At 60.8% G+C, this 17,249-nt stretch carries 15 protein-coding genes; 11 read left to right on the top strand and 4 right to left on the bottom strand.

Annotated elements, in window-relative coordinates:
- Window positions 1-112: 112 nt before the first annotated feature.
- Complete coding sequence (locus ACN0X0_RS10175) at window positions 113-1,558, top strand: polysaccharide biosynthesis/export family protein (protein WP_417279071.1); 1,446 nt, start codon at window positions 113-115, stop codon at window positions 1,556-1,558.
- Window positions 1,559-1,579: 21 nt separating this feature from the next.
- Here the strand turns inward: ACN0X0_RS10175 and ACN0X0_RS10170 are convergent, their stop codons facing one another.
- Complete coding sequence (locus ACN0X0_RS10170) at window positions 1,580-2,530, bottom strand: glycosyltransferase family 2 protein (RefSeq protein WP_417279070.1); 951 nt, start codon at window positions 2,528-2,530, stop codon at window positions 1,580-1,582.
- A gap of 125 nt (window positions 2,531-2,655) precedes the next feature.
- On the opposite strand from ACN0X0_RS10170, the gene ACN0X0_RS10165 reads away from it, so the two are divergent.
- The 5 genes from ACN0X0_RS10165 to ACN0X0_RS10145 all read left to right on the top strand — a co-directional run bounded on the left by ACN0X0_RS10165 (window position 2,656) and on the right by ACN0X0_RS10145 (window position 8,057).
- A complete protein-coding gene (locus ACN0X0_RS10165; RefSeq protein ID WP_417279069.1) occupies window positions 2,656-3,495 on the top strand; it encodes a family 16 glycosylhydrolase in 840 nt (279 codons plus the stop codon).
- Between the two features lie 3 nt (window positions 3,496-3,498).
- Complete coding sequence (locus ACN0X0_RS10160; protein ID WP_417279068.1) at window positions 3,499-4,473, top strand: glycosyltransferase family 2 protein; 975 nt, start codon at window positions 3,499-3,501, stop codon at window positions 4,471-4,473.
- A 43-nt stretch (window positions 4,474-4,516) separates the two neighbouring features.
- Entirely contained in the window at window positions 4,517-5,716 is a 1,200-nt protein-coding gene (locus ACN0X0_RS10155; protein ID WP_417279067.1) for a Gfo/Idh/MocA family protein, read from the top strand.
- Window positions 5,717-6,090: 374 nt separating this feature from the next.
- A complete protein-coding gene (locus tag ACN0X0_RS10150; RefSeq protein ID WP_417279066.1) occupies window positions 6,091-7,056 on the top strand; it encodes a glycosyltransferase family 2 protein in 966 nt (321 codons plus the stop codon).
- A complete protein-coding gene (locus tag ACN0X0_RS10145; RefSeq protein ID WP_417279065.1) occupies window positions 7,053-8,057 on the top strand; it encodes a glycosyltransferase in 1,005 nt (334 codons plus the stop codon). Before ACN0X0_RS10150 ends, ACN0X0_RS10145 begins: the two co-directional genes overlap by 4 nt.
- Before the next feature lie 43 nt (window positions 8,058-8,100).
- Here ACN0X0_RS10145 and ACN0X0_RS10140 read toward each other — a convergent pair whose 3' ends face one another.
- The 3 genes from ACN0X0_RS10140 to ACN0X0_RS10130 form a co-directional block, all read right to left on the bottom strand.
- Window positions 8,101-9,126: a sulfotransferase family protein gene (locus ACN0X0_RS10140; protein WP_417279064.1), complete on the bottom strand. Its 1,026-nt coding sequence runs from the start codon at window positions 9,124-9,126 to the stop codon at window positions 8,101-8,103.
- 35 nt (window positions 9,127-9,161) lie between these two features.
- Window positions 9,162-10,649 carry a lipopolysaccharide biosynthesis protein gene (locus ACN0X0_RS10135; protein ID WP_417279063.1) on the bottom strand — a complete coding sequence of 496 codons (1,488 nt, stop codon included), beginning with the start codon at window positions 10,647-10,649 and terminating at the stop codon, window positions 9,162-9,164.
- 202 nt (window positions 10,650-10,851) lie between these two features.
- On the bottom strand, window positions 10,852-11,112 hold the full coding sequence (locus ACN0X0_RS10130) for a hypothetical protein (RefSeq protein ID WP_417279062.1): 261 nt from the start codon (window positions 11,110-11,112) through the stop codon (window positions 10,852-10,854).
- A gap of 865 nt (window positions 11,113-11,977) precedes the next feature.
- On the opposite strand from ACN0X0_RS10130, the gene ACN0X0_RS10125 reads away from it, so the two are divergent.
- The 5 genes from ACN0X0_RS10125 to nrfD all read left to right on the top strand — a co-directional run bounded on the left by ACN0X0_RS10125 (window position 11,978) and on the right by nrfD (window position 17,249).
- The gene (locus ACN0X0_RS10125) at window positions 11,978-12,655 is read left to right on the top strand and encodes a sugar transferase (RefSeq protein WP_417261743.1); all 678 of its coding nucleotides are present in this window, start codon (window positions 11,978-11,980) and stop codon (window positions 12,653-12,655) included.
- 213 nt (window positions 12,656-12,868) lie between these two features.
- Window positions 12,869-14,650: a sensor histidine kinase gene (locus tag ACN0X0_RS10120; protein ID WP_417279061.1), complete on the top strand. Its 1,782-nt coding sequence runs from the start codon at window positions 12,869-12,871 to the stop codon at window positions 14,648-14,650.
- Window positions 14,647-15,276, top strand: a complete 630-nt coding sequence (locus tag ACN0X0_RS10115) for a response regulator transcription factor (RefSeq protein ID WP_417279060.1) — start codon at window positions 14,647-14,649, stop codon at window positions 15,274-15,276. Before ACN0X0_RS10120 ends, ACN0X0_RS10115 begins: the two co-directional genes overlap by 4 nt.
- 93 nt (window positions 15,277-15,369) lie before the next feature.
- The gene (dsrO, locus tag ACN0X0_RS10110; protein WP_417279059.1) at window positions 15,370-16,110 is read left to right on the top strand and encodes a sulfate reduction electron transfer complex DsrMKJOP subunit DsrO; all 741 of its coding nucleotides are present in this window, start codon (window positions 15,370-15,372) and stop codon (window positions 16,108-16,110) included.
- A complete protein-coding gene (gene nrfD / locus ACN0X0_RS10105) occupies window positions 16,110-17,249 on the top strand; it encodes an NrfD/PsrC family molybdoenzyme membrane anchor subunit (RefSeq protein ID WP_417279058.1) in 1,140 nt (379 codons plus the stop codon). The genes dsrO and nrfD overlap by 1 nt, the downstream gene beginning before the upstream one ends.

The raw sequence follows: 17,249 nt of genomic DNA, 5'->3' as shown, positions 1-17,249 counted from the left end.
GTACTATGCTTAAAAGGTGACAAAGATGCATCTGCTTGCTCCTACGATAGATCGCCAGACGCACAGGGGGGCTGTTCCAACGGTGTCGTTGGGCATTTTCTGTGCGTTTTTGATGTCTTTGCCCGCAATAAAGCCGCTTTCGGCCCAATCCGTGGGCGTTTGGACGGCGGCACAAGAGGATGTGACGGACGATATGGCCCTCTCTGAGGTGCCGAATCCCGCGGGGCTTTCGGTGGTGTCTTCCGTGAATGAGGCTCAGAAAGGGTTTCTGGGCGTCGGCGATCAGGTTGCACTCAGCATCGTCATCTGGGAAGACGCGGAGTTGGAATATCGTCAATGGGAACCGGTTTCCGGCATCTATGCGGTCTCGGCGGAGGGCACGCTGACCCTGCCGCTGGTGGGGTCTCTCCCGGCGGTGAATGTGTCCCGCGAAGACCTGAGCCTTGAGGTCGCCGGGATTTTGCAGAACCGCGCGCAGATGGTCGAAACCCCCGTCGTCACCCTCAACATCACTGCCTACGCGCCGTTTTTCGTGTTGGGCGATGTGGCGCGTCCCGGCGAATTCGAGGCCCGGCCCGACCGCACCGTCTATCAAGCCTTCGCCATGGCGGGCGGTGCTCCGCGTCTGGCGGGTGGGCTTGATAGCAATGTGCGCAGCCTGATGATCGACAGCGGCACGCTCTCGCAACTGCGCCGCGAAATTCTGCGCGCGGAGGTCTCCGCCGCCCGCTATCGCGCCATGCGCGACGACGCCGAGATGATCACCTTGCCCGAAGACCTCACCCATCCCGACGGCGCCGCCGCGCTTCAACGGGTGATCGAGGGCGAGCAACAGCAACTCAATGCGCGGCGCGAGGCCAAAGCCTTGGAGGTCGAGAACCTCGAGGGCTTGAAAGCGCTGTTGAACACCGAGATCGCGAGCCTCGAGGAAAAGCTCGACGGGCTCTCGACCCAGATCGATCTGGCGCAGGAGAACCTCGACAATATGCTGTCTCTGAAGGAAAGCGGGCTGGCGCGGTCGGTGCAGATCCGCGACGCGCAGGAATCGCTTTTTGACGTGGAAAGCCAGCAGATTGACATCGAAACCGCGATTTTTCGCGCCCGCCAACGGCATCAGGAGGCTGAACGCGATATTCTGGCGCTGCGCTCACGCGACAAGGTCGAAGCCGCGCGCGAGCTTCAGGTCCTGCAAGGCGAGATCGAAGAGCTGCGCCTGCGCCGCGAAACCTACGGCGCGCTTGTGGAGGCGGCGGGGGGCGAATCCTCGACGCTGATGGATCAGGTCGCGACCTTTTATTTCCTGACCCGAAATGGCGATGCCGCAGGCGAAAAGCGCGTCGAGCCGGACACGTTGATCGGACGCGGAGATGTGCTGCGCGTGGAGCGTGTGGTGCTGGAAGGCGACGATCTGCCGGAGGTTCTGTCTGAGGCCGCGCCTGTGATCCGTTCGGAGGTGCAGGAAGAGGTTCAGCCCGAAACACAGGTCGTGACATCAGAGCATGATGTGAGCCTCAAAGGGCCGGGCGAGGGCATCAGGCCGCTGTTGCGGCAGGAATAATTGCCCCGACTTATCCGCCCCTTATCCGCCCGGCAGCCGTTTTCGAACGGCTTCCGAGAGTTTCGTCATCACAAGTTTGCGCGCTCTGGGGTTCGTGGCGCAGAGTTTTCCGGCGGCCATGATCTGGCGGTTTTTCAACTGGGTCATCACCACCTCCGCCGCCATCAGCGTCTCAAGATGCGTGCGGCGGATGTCGATCATCTGGGCCAGTCGTTCTGTGCGGGTGTCGGCGCCGGGCGCCAGAACTTTGGCTGCAAATTCCGCATCGGCCGCCAAAAGCGCCTCGATATATTTCGGCGGCACGGTGGCGGAGAGCGACCCTTCGGCCTGCTGATAGAGGTAGTCCGGCTCGGGCGCGATGATCACCTTGGCGCCCTCGGCAATCGCGGCGGCGATGATGTGATAGTCCTCACTGTTGCGCAGCGCGGGGTCATACCGTAGCCCAGTCTCCATCAAATATTCGCGCCGAAACAAAGGCTTGAGATAGCCCAGGCATTTCTCACCCGCCGTCATCTGGTTGCTGGCAAGGTAATCTTCGAGCGTCAGGTGATGCAGCGGGTCCACCTCGGAGGGTGTCAAAAATACGCCGCCATTCACCGGCACGCCGTGGATGTCGACACGGGTGAAATTGCCCAACACAATATCCGCATCCGCCGCCACCGCATGGTCCAACATCGTGGACAAACGCCCCGGCACCATGTCGTCATCGGCGTCTAAAACGGCGATCCAGTCGCCGGTGGCCGCCTCGATCGCCCGGTTGCGCGCGACGGACGGTCCGCCGTTTTGCGGCATCTGGATATATCGAACATCCGGGAAATCCCGCATGATTTGAGGGGTTTCGTCCGAGGATGCATCATCGACGACAAGGATCTCCGGCGTCAAACCGGATTGCGCGCGCGCCGATGCTATAGACTTGGGCAAAAAACGCGCTGCGTTATATGCCGCGATCATTATTGTGGTCTGCAGGTTCATGAACGCTTCCCTGCCTGAACAGCTGTGTTAACCTCTTACTCGTGTGTTCATTGTTAGGGTTCCCCCGTATGTCAGACAATCTGTACTTTCATTCTGACCGTAAAATCTTGCGCTCCTGCCTTATAATGTCGCTTTTCGCGGGCGCCGCATTGGTGTCGCAAGGCGCAGCGGCGCAGGAGGCGCCCGAATTGCAGGGGGAGCTTCCTCCGATCAGCGGATTCTTTCAGCTGTTCGAAACTGAGGCCGATTTGGGAGGATTCTACCTGTCGGATTTCGATTTCGGTGGCGACACCATGGTCACGGGCTATCGCCGCGACCGGATCGCCTATGATGCCGAGGCCAAGGAAGTGATCCTGAGCCTCTCGCCCGCGCCCGAAGGGTCGGAGAAAGCCTTTTGGGGCGCCGAGCTTCAGCGCGACGGCGGGCATGGCTATGGCGACTATGAGGTGGTGATGCAGCCCGCCAAAGCCGAGGGCGTGGTCTCGTCGTTCTTCACCTATACCGGCGGGACATTCGGCGATCCGCACCACGAGATCGACATCGAATTTTTGGGCAAGGATACGACGGGCCTCTATGCCAATATTTTCGTCGATGGCAAACAAATGCCGGGGCGGCACATTCCGCTGGGCTTTGATGCCTCCGAGGGCATGCATCTTTACCGTTTTGAGTGGCGGCCCGAGGGCGTGCGCTGGTTCGTGGATGGCAAAGAGATTTTCTACGCCGCGGCCTCTGAGACCGCGATGCCGCAGTTTCGTGGCAAGCTCTTCGCCAATATCTGGGCCGTCGCGGAATTGCAGGAGCCCTGGGCGGGCGAGGTCGATCCCGACACTAATGTCAAAGCGCGCTATGGCTGCATGTCCTATGTGCCTTTAGGGCGGGGCGGGTTGCAATGTCAGGACTTCGGGCCATGGACGACGGACCCGAGCGCGCCGGAGACGGCCTCCGAGGGGCACGAGGAGGGCTGATCCGTGGTCGAGACTGTGCAGATCGACGTCTCCGTCATTGTGGCCGCTTATAAATGTGTTGCAACGCTGGAACGCGCGGTGCGCACCTCTCTCGATCAGCCTGGTGTCACGGTCGAGGTGATCATCGTCGATGATGCCTCGCCGGATGACACGCTGGTTTTGGCGCGAAAATTGGCGGAGGCGCATGACAATGTGATCGCCCTGACCACGGGCGTGAACAAGGGCCCGTCAGGCGCGCGCAATATGGCGCTGGAGATCGCAAAAGGCACCTATGTCACCGTGCTCGACAGTGACGATTTCATGGAGGCGGGGCGTCTGGCGCGCATGATGGCGCAGGCCCGTGTGTTGCAGGCCACCATTCTGGCCGACGATCTCTATAAGGTGATAGAGGGCGATGAAGAGGGCCCGCGCACGCGCTTGTTGGATCTCCCGAAACCCGGTTCGGATAGCTTTGGGGTGGATCTTGCGGAATTCACGCGCGGCAATATGACGAGTTACAATGGCGCGCGCGGTGAGATGGGGTTTCTCAAGCCTTTGATTTTGAGAGACTTCCTTGAGGAACAATCCCTGCGCTACCACGAAGACATGCGGCTGGGCGAGGATTTCGCGCTCTATGCTGAGGCGCTCGCGGCAGGCGCGGCGTTTCAGATCGTCCCTCCCGCTGGATATTTCGCCGTGGTGCGTCCGGACTCTTTGAGCGGCTCGCATGGCGCCAAGGATCTGGACGCTCTGGCACGCCGGATCAAGGCCCTGCGCGATGCGGCGACCGGCCCGGCGCGCGACGCGCTTCAGGCGCTCTGGATTGATACGATGAAACGCTACAGCTGGGTGCGGTTGATCGATGCGGTCAAGGCACGTGATCTGGCCGAGATCGCAGCCTGTTTCAAAGCGCCCCCAAGTGTTTCAATTCATTTGATAAACTGTCTTGGTGAACAATTTGTCTTGCGCACCGGTAGATTACTTGGTCGGAGTACCTAAATAAAATTGTGGGTTGGTGGTGAAGTGATGGAGGTTCTGCGTCGTGAGCGCTGAAATTCGATGGGGTATTGTGGGCGCGGGCATGATCGCGCGGCGTTTCGTGACGGACATTGCCTTGTGCAGCGACAGCCGTCTGGCAGGCATCGCCTCGCGCGCCTTGGATCGCGCCGAAGCGCTGCGGGATTTCGCCGGTGTCGCGCCTGACAGCTGCCTCTGTTTTCAGGGCTACGAAGAGATGCTCGCCTCGCCCGAGATCGACGCGATCTACATCGCGCTGCCCACCGCTCTACATGCCGAGGCCACTTTGGCGGCGATTGCCCATGGCAAGCCGGTGCTTTGTGAAAAGCCTCTGGCGATGAACGCCGGCGAGGTCGAAGCCATCGCCAAGGCCGCGAAAGAGGCGGGCGTGCCGGTGATGGAGGCGGTCTGGACCCGCACCCTGCCGAATGTGCTTGAACTGCGTCGTCGTCTGGAGGCGGGCGAGATCGGCAGGCCTTTGCATCTGAATGCCACGTTGGGATTTCCGGTCGATGACAGCCCCCACAAAAGTGTCGCCGAGCCGTCTCTGGGCGGCGGCGTGATCCGCGATTTGGGGGTTTATCCTATTTCTTTGGCTCAGTTTTTCTTGGGCGATTTGAGCTATAGCGCCTCAGAGGTTCGCTATTCCGCGCGCGGCACGGATCGCGATATGTCAGCGGTGCTGCGCGGCGGTGCGGAGGGGGCTTGTCTTGTGACCCTCTCGGCCTCGCACAGCGGGCAATTGCCCAACCGGTTGGAGATCACCGGCACCAAGGGGCGGTTGTCCCTCGATGCGCCGTTCCTTTGTGGGCTGGGCGGTCGGATCACGCATTTCCCAGAGGTGAAGGAAAGCGCGGAGATGCCGGTCACGGCAGAGCCTGCGACCAGCACGCCGAAATCCGCGCCTCCCCGCAAACGCGGCCTCAAGGACAAGCTGAAGCAATCCTCTTTGGGGCGTGTGCTGCGTCGTTTTTTCCTCGACCGGGTGCGTCTCGAAGGCGCGCAGATCGGGTCGGTTTACGAAGGCTCGGGCCTGCAATTCCAGATCGACGAATTCTCCCGCATGCTGCACCGGGGCGAGACCGAATGTCAGCTGATGCGCCTGTCGGACAGCCTTTTGGTGGCGCAGCTTTTGGATCGGATTTCGGGTGGCAAAACGCCGGACTCCCTCCACGGGTTCAATGGCGCACAGGCCCCGACGCTTACGGCCATGCCCTCCGAATAAGCCCTCCGAGTAAGCCCTCGCATGTCCCACAGGGACATGGCTTCGTGAGATTTAGCTGTGGTATTTTTACGTTTTGCGATGTGCGATTGGTTGCGGATTGGTCGGGCGAGGCCGGTTTGCGCCCAATTTATGTGCTTTGAGAGGCCCGCAGAGAGCCGGTTTCGATCTCCGTTAGGGCGGGACCCAAAACTGTCGTATCTTTGAGATTGAAGCGCGTTAGACTTCTCGAAAGCGAAGTCGAGACGGATTTCGTCACGTGTTTCAGTGTTGCGTTCGGGCATGCCGGGCCTGTCGCAACCGCGTTGTGGTGTTTCCGGCAAGGGGGCTAAGCGTTTCGAAAGCGGCCAAGGCCGCACCGGAATGCAGTGTGGGTGATGAATAAAGAGACTTTCAAATATGCACGCGGAAGCACGGCGGCGGACAGTTGTCTGATCTCCATCGGCATTTGCACCTTTCGGCGTCCCGAACTGTTCGAAACCCTGACCTCGATTGGCAATCAGATCGTGCCGGATGGCTACACCATCGAGGTGATCGTCGCCGACAATGACGATGTCGCAGAGCTGGGTCCAAAGATCGCCATTGCGGCGCAGGATACGGGCCTCAACATCCGCTACCGTCCGGCGCCCGCGCGCAATATCGCGATTGCCCGCAACGCCTGTCTGGACGCTGCCGAGGGCGAAGCGCTGATTTTCATTGACGATGACGAAACCGCCGATCTCGGCTGGCTGGAGAATATGATCCGCTCTTGGCGACGCTCGGGCGCCAGTGTCATTTTCGGGCCGTCCTATGCGATCTACCCGGAGGAAACGCCGGAATGGATGATCGAGAACGACGTGCATTCCAACATTCCGCTGGACCGCGACGGGGTGGTGGAGACCGGCTATAGCTGCAATGTTTTGTTGGACTTGCGCAACGCCCGCGTGCGCGAGGCGCGGTTTGACGAGGCTTTTGGGCGCACCGGCGGCGAGGATACGGATTTCTTTTTCCGCCTGCACCGGCATGGCGTCGATATGGACATCACGCTCGATGCCAAGGTGCGTGAGCCCGTCGCTGAGAAACGCATGTCGAAAGACTGGGTGATGCGGCGACGGTTCAGCACCGGGCAGGCCTATGGGCATTGCGTGACCTCTGCGGGGCGCAATGCCCCGGTGGTCGAACGCGCGGCGCTTGTGCTGCGCTCTGGCGCCAAGAGTGCCTATTGCACGCTGCGCGCCGGGCTGACGATGTATCGCGAAAGCCAGTATCGGTTCTGGATGATGCGCGGGATTTTCCACGCAGGCGTTGCGCGCGGGGCCTGTGTGCCGCCGCAAACCCATCATTACGGGGGGGACGAGGCATGAGCCGCAAATCCGCCCCGAAAACCATTGCGCTGTTTTATGACGGCTATGAGACGCAGGCCAACGATGCCCCCTTTGGCCGCACCCGCTCGCATATTCGAAGCACCCTGCGGCAGGCCTATCGCCGCGCCAAGAACCTGCAACCCTACACCGGCTTCTACACCGCCTTTCTCAATCTCAAGCGCAGTCTCGAGGCCAGCGGTGTCACCATCCGGCTCAATGATTTTGCCTATGCCCGCGCCAATCCGACCATGCCCGTCGGGCTGACCGGGTTTCGCTCGGTCTATGAGAAGGTGCGCCTGCCAAATCCGGCGATGTTCGGCCCCGGCGAGGTGCCGGACCCGAACGATGCGATGCGCGTGGTCAAAAATTGCAACCTCAAGATCGTGACCCAGCCCTCTGAATGGTATTGCCAAATCTGGCGGCCCGTACTGGGCAATCGGGTCAAGCCGATGTTCGTCGGCCTCGACACCGACAACTGGCCCGACCTCTCGGCGCAGGACAAGGACATCGATGTGCTGATCTACGACAAGATCCGTTGGCACTATGATGAGCGCAAAGACGACCTTTTGGACCCGCTGATCGCGCATCTGGAGGCGCGTGGTCTGAGCTATCACATCCTGCGCTACGGGTTTCACCATCTGGGACAGTTCCGCGGCGCGCTGGCGCGGGCGCGCTCGATGGCGTTTTTGTGCGAACATGAAACTCAGGGGCTGGCCTATCAGGAGGCCATGTGTTCCGGCGTGCCGATTTTCGCCTGGGACGAGGGGCATCTCGTCGGCCCGCACGATCTGTCGATTGCGCCGCCGGGACTTGAGGTCTCGTCGGTGCCCTATTTCGATGAACGCTGCGGGATACGGTTCAAGCAGCCGGAACTGGTCGAGGCCTTTGATCGGTTCTGGGAACACCACGCGGGCTATGCGCCACGCGATTATGTTTGTGAGAACCTGTCGCTGGCGGCAGGGGCCAAGCGCTATCTGGAGCTGTTCCAGACGCTGGGCTGAATTTTCCTCTGGCTGATCCTCACTCTGACCCTCACCCTGGCTCTTACTGTGCGGCCATGCTCTTGTCTTTGTCGTCCGTTGTCGTCGCCGTTGCCGGCGTCGTCGCAGGCGACCAGGACGACCAGACCTCCGACAAATCCCGCCCCAAAAGCGCGTCCAGCCCCGCGTTGCGATCCGACAAAAGGCGCGAGAGATAGCGCGCGGTCTCGGGTTTCATTTCGGGCGGGCGATCGGCGGTGAGCAACAGCGGATTCACCTTGTGGAAATAGAATTGATACAGCCGGTTGGCGAGTTTCTCCCGCAGGCCGGTGTTGCGCCGCATATGCCCCATATAGCGCAACCGCGACACCCGCCGCCCGACCAGGGCGTTGACCCATTGCATGAGCTTGGGCTTGCCCGGGTAGCTCGTCTTGTTGAACCACAGCTCATAGCCCTCAAGCGAAAAGGGCGCGACGCCGATGAAATTTGCGATGCCGTCCATCACCGCTTGGCGGTCGGTTTTGAAGTCCTCCAAAAGCACGATATGCACCCGGTCGCGGCCCAACACGTCGATCCATTGCTGCAAATGCGGCGCATAGGTCGAACCTGCCACGATCTGGGGCAGGGCGGTCAAAGCGCCCTCGAATGACGCGGTGACCCGCATCATTTTCATCGCGTGCCAATACTCGGAATAGGCGCGTTTGACCGGATCGCGGAGCATGAAAATCACCTTCGCCTCCGGCAGCCGCTGTTTCACCCGATGCGCCACCATCGGCGAAAACAGATAGCGCGTGCTGTCCTCGCCCAGCAAAGCCATATCGCCCAAAGCCGCATATTTCGCCCGATACCAATCGCGCGTTTCGGCGTTCTCTGGCGACGGGTCGCGGTAATCGAGCCGCCCGCCGCGTTCGAAAAACAGGTCGGGCCAGTTGAACGGATCGTCGGCGTCGAAGTAGTTCACCTCATCCGTGGGAAAGGCGATCTCCGGGTGTTGATCGAGGATGAAGTGCAAAGAGGTGGTGCCGCATTTCGGCGCGCCCCCGATGATGAAATCGGGCTGGGGCGGGCGTTTCATCTCGGGGCTGGTCATCTTTACGCGTCACTCTCTTAAAAAGGGCCGAAGGCTTACGGTCCAACGGCGGGGCTTGCGGGGGTCAGAACCTGCGGTGTGTTGCGAAACACCGCGAGGGCGGATTTGGATTTCTGGCGGTCGATCAAAACCGTCAGGGCAATGCCAAGCGCGCCAAGGGCGGCGGCGATCAGGAAATAGGCCACATTCGGCAGATCGGTCAGATGCTCGATCCAAAGGTAGGTCACAGCCACGGCGGCTGCTACGAGGCTCGATGGGATCAACTGGGCCAGACAGCCTTTGAGTGTGATCGGGACAAGACGCGCGCCCAACTGCCAATGGCGCGGCACCATGATGAGGGACCAAAGCGTAAAGCTCAACGCCACCGCTTCGAGGCTGAATTGCAGCGCAATGAGCACCATGACGATGCGCAGGATCACGCCTTCGATCGAGGTGCGCAGCAAAAGATCGGTGTGCGACACGGCGCGAAACAGCGCCTGCATGAAAAAGATCGCGATGGCTTCCAACACCAGCCCGCCGATGGTCAGCGCGAAGAGCATCGCCACCGGCGTCCATTCCGGCGACAAGAGCACGGAGAACACCGGGCGGCCCGCCACCGCGACCATGGTCATCGAGGGGATCAACAGGACCGACAAAAGCCGCATCCCGGCATAATAGATGTCGCGCAGCTTTTCGGGCGATTTTTGCGCCTTCGACATGCGGACATAGATGACCGAGGACATCGGCCCCGCGAGGCCGAATTGCGGCAGGCGGTTGAACCGCTGTGCCATGGCGAAATAGCCGAGGGGGATCTGACCCAAGACGCGGGAGATCATCATGATCGGCAATTGCTGGCGGATCACGGTGAGAAAGGCGGAGGCCAGCGTGTCGCGCGCGTAGATCAAATGCGGACGCAAGCCTTGGGTCGAAAAGGCAAAGCTCGGGCGGAAGTGAGAGAGCATGAAAATCCCCACCATGCGCACGGCGGCCAGCATGACCTGTTGTCCGACAAGCGCCCAAACCCCCATGCCCGCCAGAGCCCCCGCGACCGCAAAGACGATGCCCGCCACGGTGGCGATCACCTGCACCTTGGCGATGCCGCTGTAATTCTCGCGCCGTTCGATCTCGGCATTGGGGGCGGCGGTGAGCGCATAAAACATCGGGATGACCGACATGACGAGCAGAAGCGGCACAAGCCGGTCGCTGTCGAAATAATGCGCGGCCAAGGGCGAGAGCCCGGCGACAAAGACCATACAGGCCACGCCTGCGCCGATCATCAGCCAGTTGACGGAGGACCATTCCACCTCATCGGCATCTTCGCGCCGGATCAAGGATCGCCCCATGCCGCCATCGCTGAGCGTATTGGCAAAGATCACCAGCGTCATGGCGAGGCCCATGAGACCGAAATCCTCGACGGTCAGCTGGCGTGCGAGAATAGGGAGGACGAGAATTTGCGAGATCGCGACAAAGCTGCGCGCCGAGATCAGGGACCCAACGCTGATGATGAAGCTCTTGAGCCCCGGTGTTTCCACTGAACCGTTCACTTGCCGTCTCTTCCACATAACACCGCGCGACTTCGAGGGCCGGAGCGCGCGGGACACCTTTAGAGTGTTCTATATTTGCACGAGACCAACAATAAAAAATGGCCTCAACAGTCCATATGACTGCGAAGCATGACATTCTTACTGCGTCTGGAAAAACAGCTTATTCGATTTGCGACTGAGGAAGAATTGAGCGCAACACGGATCAGTTGCGGTTGGCGAGGTAGCTCCCCAACAAGAAGACCACGATCAACACGGCACCGATCGCGCCATAGATCGGAATGGCCCAAAGAAGAGAGATGTCGAAGGACAGGAACAGGAGACCCGTGAAGATCAGCGCAAAGGGCAGGGCGAGAAGCGCGGCACCCTTGGCGGATGTCGTCGTTTTTGCGCCTTCCGAATTCTGTTGAACTGCGCGTTCGGTCTTGTCGGTTGAAAACTCAACTTTGGCCGTTTTGGACTTCACGAAATATTCCTTGTTATCGTACTCGCACTAAAGTGGGTCAGCATTCATCGCTGCGAGGCTGACATCACGTTGGTCACTTTGTCCCGTCTGTTGTCGCATGTTAGCGCAATGCGTCAGGGAAAACACTCGGTACTAAACACATTGATATTCATGCCATAGATCGGCTGCGAGGCCCAGACCATTCGCGATAAAGTTGTGCGATGCGCCGATTTTCGCCTTGGCTCTCTCATTATGCATGTATTGGCTTTGTTTGGGCCGAATTTGCGCGGTTTTGCACGATGTGAGGGACGGTTTTGCCAGAGGTGTGAGGGGCCGTTTTTCGCCGATGAGGTCTCGTTTGACCCAACGTCATTCTGTCGAGGGTGGCGTCTGGGCGCAGTCTTGGCCGAGGATTGATTCGCCGCAGTGCACACAGGCCTGCGAAAAAGGTCAGGGTTCACTTACCCATAGGTTGAGTGAGTTTCCGCGTCAGATTCATAAACGGTCTATTTTTTTGTCAGAAGAGGCTCTTTTTTGCGAGTTTTCGCCGATGCCAAGGAACGGCTAAAGGTTTTTTTCTGCAGGTGCGAAGGCGTCGGCGTTCGTTAAAATATTGTTAAATAAAGGTTAAAGATTGGTTAATGAGCGGGTGTCCCTGATTTCAAGCCAAAAATTGTTTTCTAGGCGATCAAATCCAATGAATTTAGCATGAAAGACATAAAAGTGGTGCATGTTGCGTCGGGCAGGCGCGTTAAGCGCAAATAGCACGAAAAGCCCCATGAGGTTTTCGAGACACAGGTGAAGGGGGGGCCCTTCTTGGAAAAGTTAACGCATTTGTGCGGGTGAGCGCACGTGCCCTTATGAGCTTATGAAGTGGATTGTTAAAATGTCGCAGATGGAACAGCAGGATTCCACCACACTCCCGCGTAACCAGTACTACTACAACATCGTGCCGATCTATGCAGGGGCCATGAAACGGGTCTTTGACATCGTTTTGTCGCTCTTGCTGCTTCCGATGATCGCGCCGCTCATCCTTCTACTTTGCCTCATGGTGTGCCGTGATGGCGGCTCCGGCTTCTTTGGACATGCCCGGGTGGGCAAGGGGGGGAAAACCTTTAAATGTTGGAAAATCCGCACCATGGTGACGGACTCCCAGGAACGCCTTGAGGCGCTGTTGAAATCCGATCCCGCGGCGCGTGCCGAATGGGAACAGGATCGCAAGCTGCGCAACGACCCGCGTGTCACGCCGCTGGGCAATTTCCTACGCAAATCCAGCCTCGATGAGTTGCCGCAGCTCTGGAATGTGCTTAAGGGCGAGATGAGCCTGATCGGCCCGCGCCCGGTGACGGAGCCCGAGCTGGTGATGTACGGCAAGGACGCCGTCATCTACGAAGCACTCCGCCCCGGTGTGACGGGCCTTTGGCAGGTGTCGGGCCGCAACGACGTGTCCTACAAGGAACGTGTCGAGTTGGACGTGCGCTACCACAACAAGATGTCGTTCATGCTGGACATGGAAATCCTGTTCCGCACGGCGAAATCGGTGGTGTCCCGCACCGGGTGCTGACGCAGCCACAGGTCAAAGATACCGGTAAATACCGGGAAGACCCGCCCTCAGTCTGAACCATCCGGTCATGGAGCGTCCTCCATGGCCGGATGTGTTTTATCAGCCCTCGCAAACGCGGCTCCTTCGACTGGACCCTCCCGCCAGAATGGTGTTGGCTGCGCCCTGAGAGGCCGTCAGAACGAAGGCGGCGAGAGAGAAGAGGCGCGGAACCGCATGAGACTTTCAGCGAAGATTGCGGCCTATGTCTTCAGCGGCTTCATGTCGGTCACTCCGCTCGCCGCGCAAGACACCCTGCGCATCGGCGTGCTGAGCTACCGCGCCGCAGAGCATTCTCTCGACCATTGGAAGGCCACCGAGCGCGCGCTGAACGCCGCTTTGCCGGACCATGTGTTCCAACTTGAGCCACTGGACCTTGCCGCGCTCGATAGGGCTCTGGCGGAGGAGGCGGTGGATTTCGTGATCACCAATCCGGGCCATTACGCGACGCTCGAATATGATCACCACATCAGCCGGATTGCCACGGCAGAGGGCGATTGGCCGGTGGCCTCGACGCTGGTCTCGACCGGCGGTGTGGACACCCTGACACAGCTCGCTGGCCAACGCCTCGCGGTCGTCTCGCCCGATGCTTTCGGCGGGTCTCAACTGGTCCGCGCCTTGATGCAGGACGTCGATGCCCGCCTTCCGGGGCAGGTCGAACTTTTGGTCACGGGCTATCCGATGCAACAGGTGGCCGAAGCGGTGCTGGACGGGCGCGCCGAGGCGGCGGTGCTGCGCGCTTGTCTGCTCGAAGACCTCAAAGCCGAAGATCCCGCGCGGTTTGCTACGCTTCAGCCCTTTGCCCTCAACGCGGAGGCCACCGAAGCCACCGGCTGCGCCACCTCCAGCGCGGTCTATCCCGGCTGGCCCTTTGCCAAGGCCCAACACACCTCGCCGGAGCTGGCCAAAGAGGTCGCTATCGCCTTGATGCAGATGAACGAGGGCAATCTCTGGACCGTGCCTTTGGATTACCAGCCGGTGCACGACCTGCTGCGTAAACTCCAGATCGGGCCCTACGCACGCACCGGGCCGGTGTCCCTGCGCGAATTCATCGCCGATTACCGCGAGTGGCTGATCGTGCTGGCCGCCGCGCTCGCCTTCTGGGCGCTCTATTCGGTGCGGATCGAAACGCTGGTGCGCCGCCGCACCCGGGCGCTCGACACGGCGAACGCCCAGCTCAAACAGGAAATGATCGACCGCCAACGCGCCGAGGCCGCCGACCGGCACCACCGGCGCGAGTTGGAACATGTGGCGCGGCTGTCCATTCTGGGCGAAATGGCCAGCTCCATCGCGCATGAGCTGAACCAGCCGCTGAGCGCGATCTCGAACTATGCCCAGGGCTGCTTGCTTCGGATAGAGGCCGGGCGGTTTGCCGAAGAGGATATGGTGACCGCCTCACGGGAAATGGCGGGGCAGGCGGATCGCGCCGCCACCGTGGTGAAACGCATCCGCGCCTTTGTGCGCAAACGCGAAAGCCAGATGGCGCCCGTTGATGTCCGGGCGCTGATCGAAGAAAGTGCCGCGCTTTATGCCGCGCCTGCCAATCGCGCGGGCGTCATCGTCGGGGTGCATGTGGCGGAGGAGCTGCCCACGGTCATGGCCGACCGGGTGCAATTGCAACAGGTGCTGTTGAACCTCGTGCAAAACGCCATCGACGCCATGGGCGACACCGATCCGGAGGCGCGCAGCCTCGACATTCGCGCCGCGCGCTATGACGATTTGAGCCGGGGGCCGGGGATCTGCCTCTCGGTGCGTGACCACGGCACGGGGATGACGGCGGAGGCGATGGACCATTTCGCGGAGGCCTTTTATACCACGAAACCTGAGGGGATCGGGTTGGGGCTCGCCCTGTCGCGCTCTATCGTTGAGGCCCACGGCGGCTGGATGCGCGCCGAAGCGCCCGCAAGCGGCCCCGGTTTGATGGTGCTGATCTGGTTGCCGATTGAGGAAGAAACATGAGCGAAACCGGCCTGATCCATATCGTCGATGACGACCGCGCGGTGCGTGACGGGCTTGGGTTTCTCTTGGGCTCTCTGGGCCTTGAGATCGCCACCCATGCGTCGGCTTTGGCCTTTCTCGATGCGCTCGATGCGGCTGCTCCTGTGGGTCCTGTGGGCTGCATCCTTGCCGATGTGCGGATGCCGGGGATGTCGGGGCTTGAGCTGTTGGACGAGCTGCAAAAGCGCAATTGTCTTTTGCCGGTCATCATGATCACCGGCCACGGCGATGTCCCGATGGCGGTGAAGGCGATGCGGGCAGGGGCCTTGGATTTCTTTGAAAAACCAGTGCAGGGCATGGCGCTGATCGACCGCCTCAAGGAAGCGCTTGAACTGAGCCGCACCCGTGCCGAGGCGGCCGGAGATCGCGCCGAGATTGCCTTGAGGATCGACAGCCTGACCGCGCGCGAGGCCGAAGTCGCCCGCGCCGTCGTGCGCGGCCTCCAGAACAAACAGATCGCGGTGGAGCTGGGCATCAGCCCGAAAACCGTGGAAATTCACCGCCATAACGCCATGGGTAAACTCGCCGCCACCAGCACGGCGGACATGGTGCGGCGGCTTGTCGCGGCGGGATGGGGCGAAACCTAGGGGAAAACCCCTAAGCCCCACGGGTTTCTGCCGATACCGCGCAAATTGCCCCGGACGTAGGGTCTGGCTGAGCCACAAGAAAGGATCAGCCAAATGGACACGACACGTCGCGGGTTTTTAGGAGCGATCGGACAGGTGACCATCGGCGCCGCGGCCTCTGTCGCGGGCGCCGGCCAATCCGCCAGCGCCGAAGGCACAGATGTCCCGCATTGGGGCATGGTGGTCGATCTCAGGAAATGCATCGGCTGCCAAGCCTGCACCGTCGCCTGTATCATGGAAAACGCGGTGCCCGAGGATGCGTTCCGCACCCATGTGTCGGTCTATGAATTGGTCAAGGACGGCCAAGACCCCGCGATGGTGATGCTGCCCCGGCTCTGCAACCATTGCGACGATCCGCCCTGCCTTCCGGTCTGTCCGGTCGAGGCGACGTTCAAGGCCGAGAATGGCGAGGTTCTGGTGGACGCGTCGAAATGCGTTGGCTGTGCCTACTGCGTGCAGGCCTGTCCCTATGACGCGCGCTTCATCAACCACGAAACCCAAGTGGCCGACAAATGCACCTTTTGTTTTCACCGCACGCAAGCGGGGCTTTTGCCCGCCTGTGTCGAAACCTGTGTCGGCGGCGCGCGCAACTTTGGCGATCTGAACGACCCGGAGAGCGAAGTCTCGAAAATGCTGCGCGACAATGAGGTCTCGGTTTTGCGCCCCGAGATGCACACCAACCCGAACGTCTATTACATCGGCCTCGATGACGTCCTCGATGGGCGTGTGGCGGGCGAAGCCGCCTATCATCCGGAAATGGCCGATACCGTGCAACACCATGGGGAGGGCCTGTGATGGAAACTCAAGTTCACGAACTCGTCGGCGCCGTACATGACGCCGCATGGCAGCCCTGGGCGGTGCAGTATTTCTTTCTCGTCGCTATTTCTGTCACCGCGCTTTTGATGGCGCTTCCGGGTTTTGTCTTTGGCAAATCCACCGACCTGCGCGCCGCGCGTCTGGCGCTTATGGTCGCCGTCACCACCGGCATCACCGCACCCATCGCGCTTTTGGCCGACCTGCACCAACCCTTCCGGTTCTGGGAGTTTTTCGTCTACACGCATAAAAGCTCGTGGATGGCTTGGGGCGCATGGATCGTGCCGTCTTATGTGGCCTTCTTGCTGCTGTTCGCCTGGGCGATCCACCGCCCTGAGTTTCACCGCATGGGGCAGGACGACTGGCGGTTCGCTTGGTTGTTCCGGCTGTTCTCCTTGGGCGGGTCCAACAATGGTTTCGCGCGTCCGCTCGGAATGCTGACCGGTCTCGCAGCTCTCGGCATCCTCGTCTACACCGGCTCCGAGGTGATGGTCGTGCGCGCCCGTCCGCTCTGGAACACGCCCTTCTTGCCGCTGCAATTTGCCGCCACAGGTGTCGTCGGCGCGCTGGGGATGATGTTGATCCTCGAACGTATGCTCTGCCGCGACGGCGCCTTGGAAGCCACGCTCAACCGCCGCCTTGCCTTGGCGCTGGCGCTTGTGGCCGCGCTCGGGGGGACATGGTTCGCTATCGCGATCTCCGGTGTCTCGCCGGTGCATTCCGAAGCGCTGGCCTCTGTCGCGGGCTTCCCGGTCTGGCAACAGATCGCGCTTTGGGGCGCAGCCTCCGTGGCGATCCCCTTTGTCCTCGCGCTCACCCTGCCGCGCAACACCGGGCTGATCACCGGGCTCATCGCGATCCACGCCGCATGGATGTTCCGCTGGACCGTGTTCATGGGCGGTCAGGCCGTCCCCAAGGTGGGCTCCGGCCTCTATGACGCGCTTATGCCCACAGGCATCGCAGGCCTCATGGGCGTCATCGGCACCTTCGGCCTCTGGGTGTTTCTGATGATCGTCTACACCACCTTTGTGCCTTGGTCGGTGGGCGCGGCGGACGCCACGCCGCCCGCGCCCACCCCCGACCAAGCCCCCCGTAAATCTGCCAGCCCTCAGGAGATCTGA

The organism is Celeribacter sp. (assembly GCF_048270365.1).
Classification (GTDB): Bacteria; Pseudomonadota; Alphaproteobacteria; order Rhodobacterales; family Rhodobacteraceae; genus Celeribacter.
This window is presented reverse-complemented; position numbering and strand designations above follow the sequence as displayed.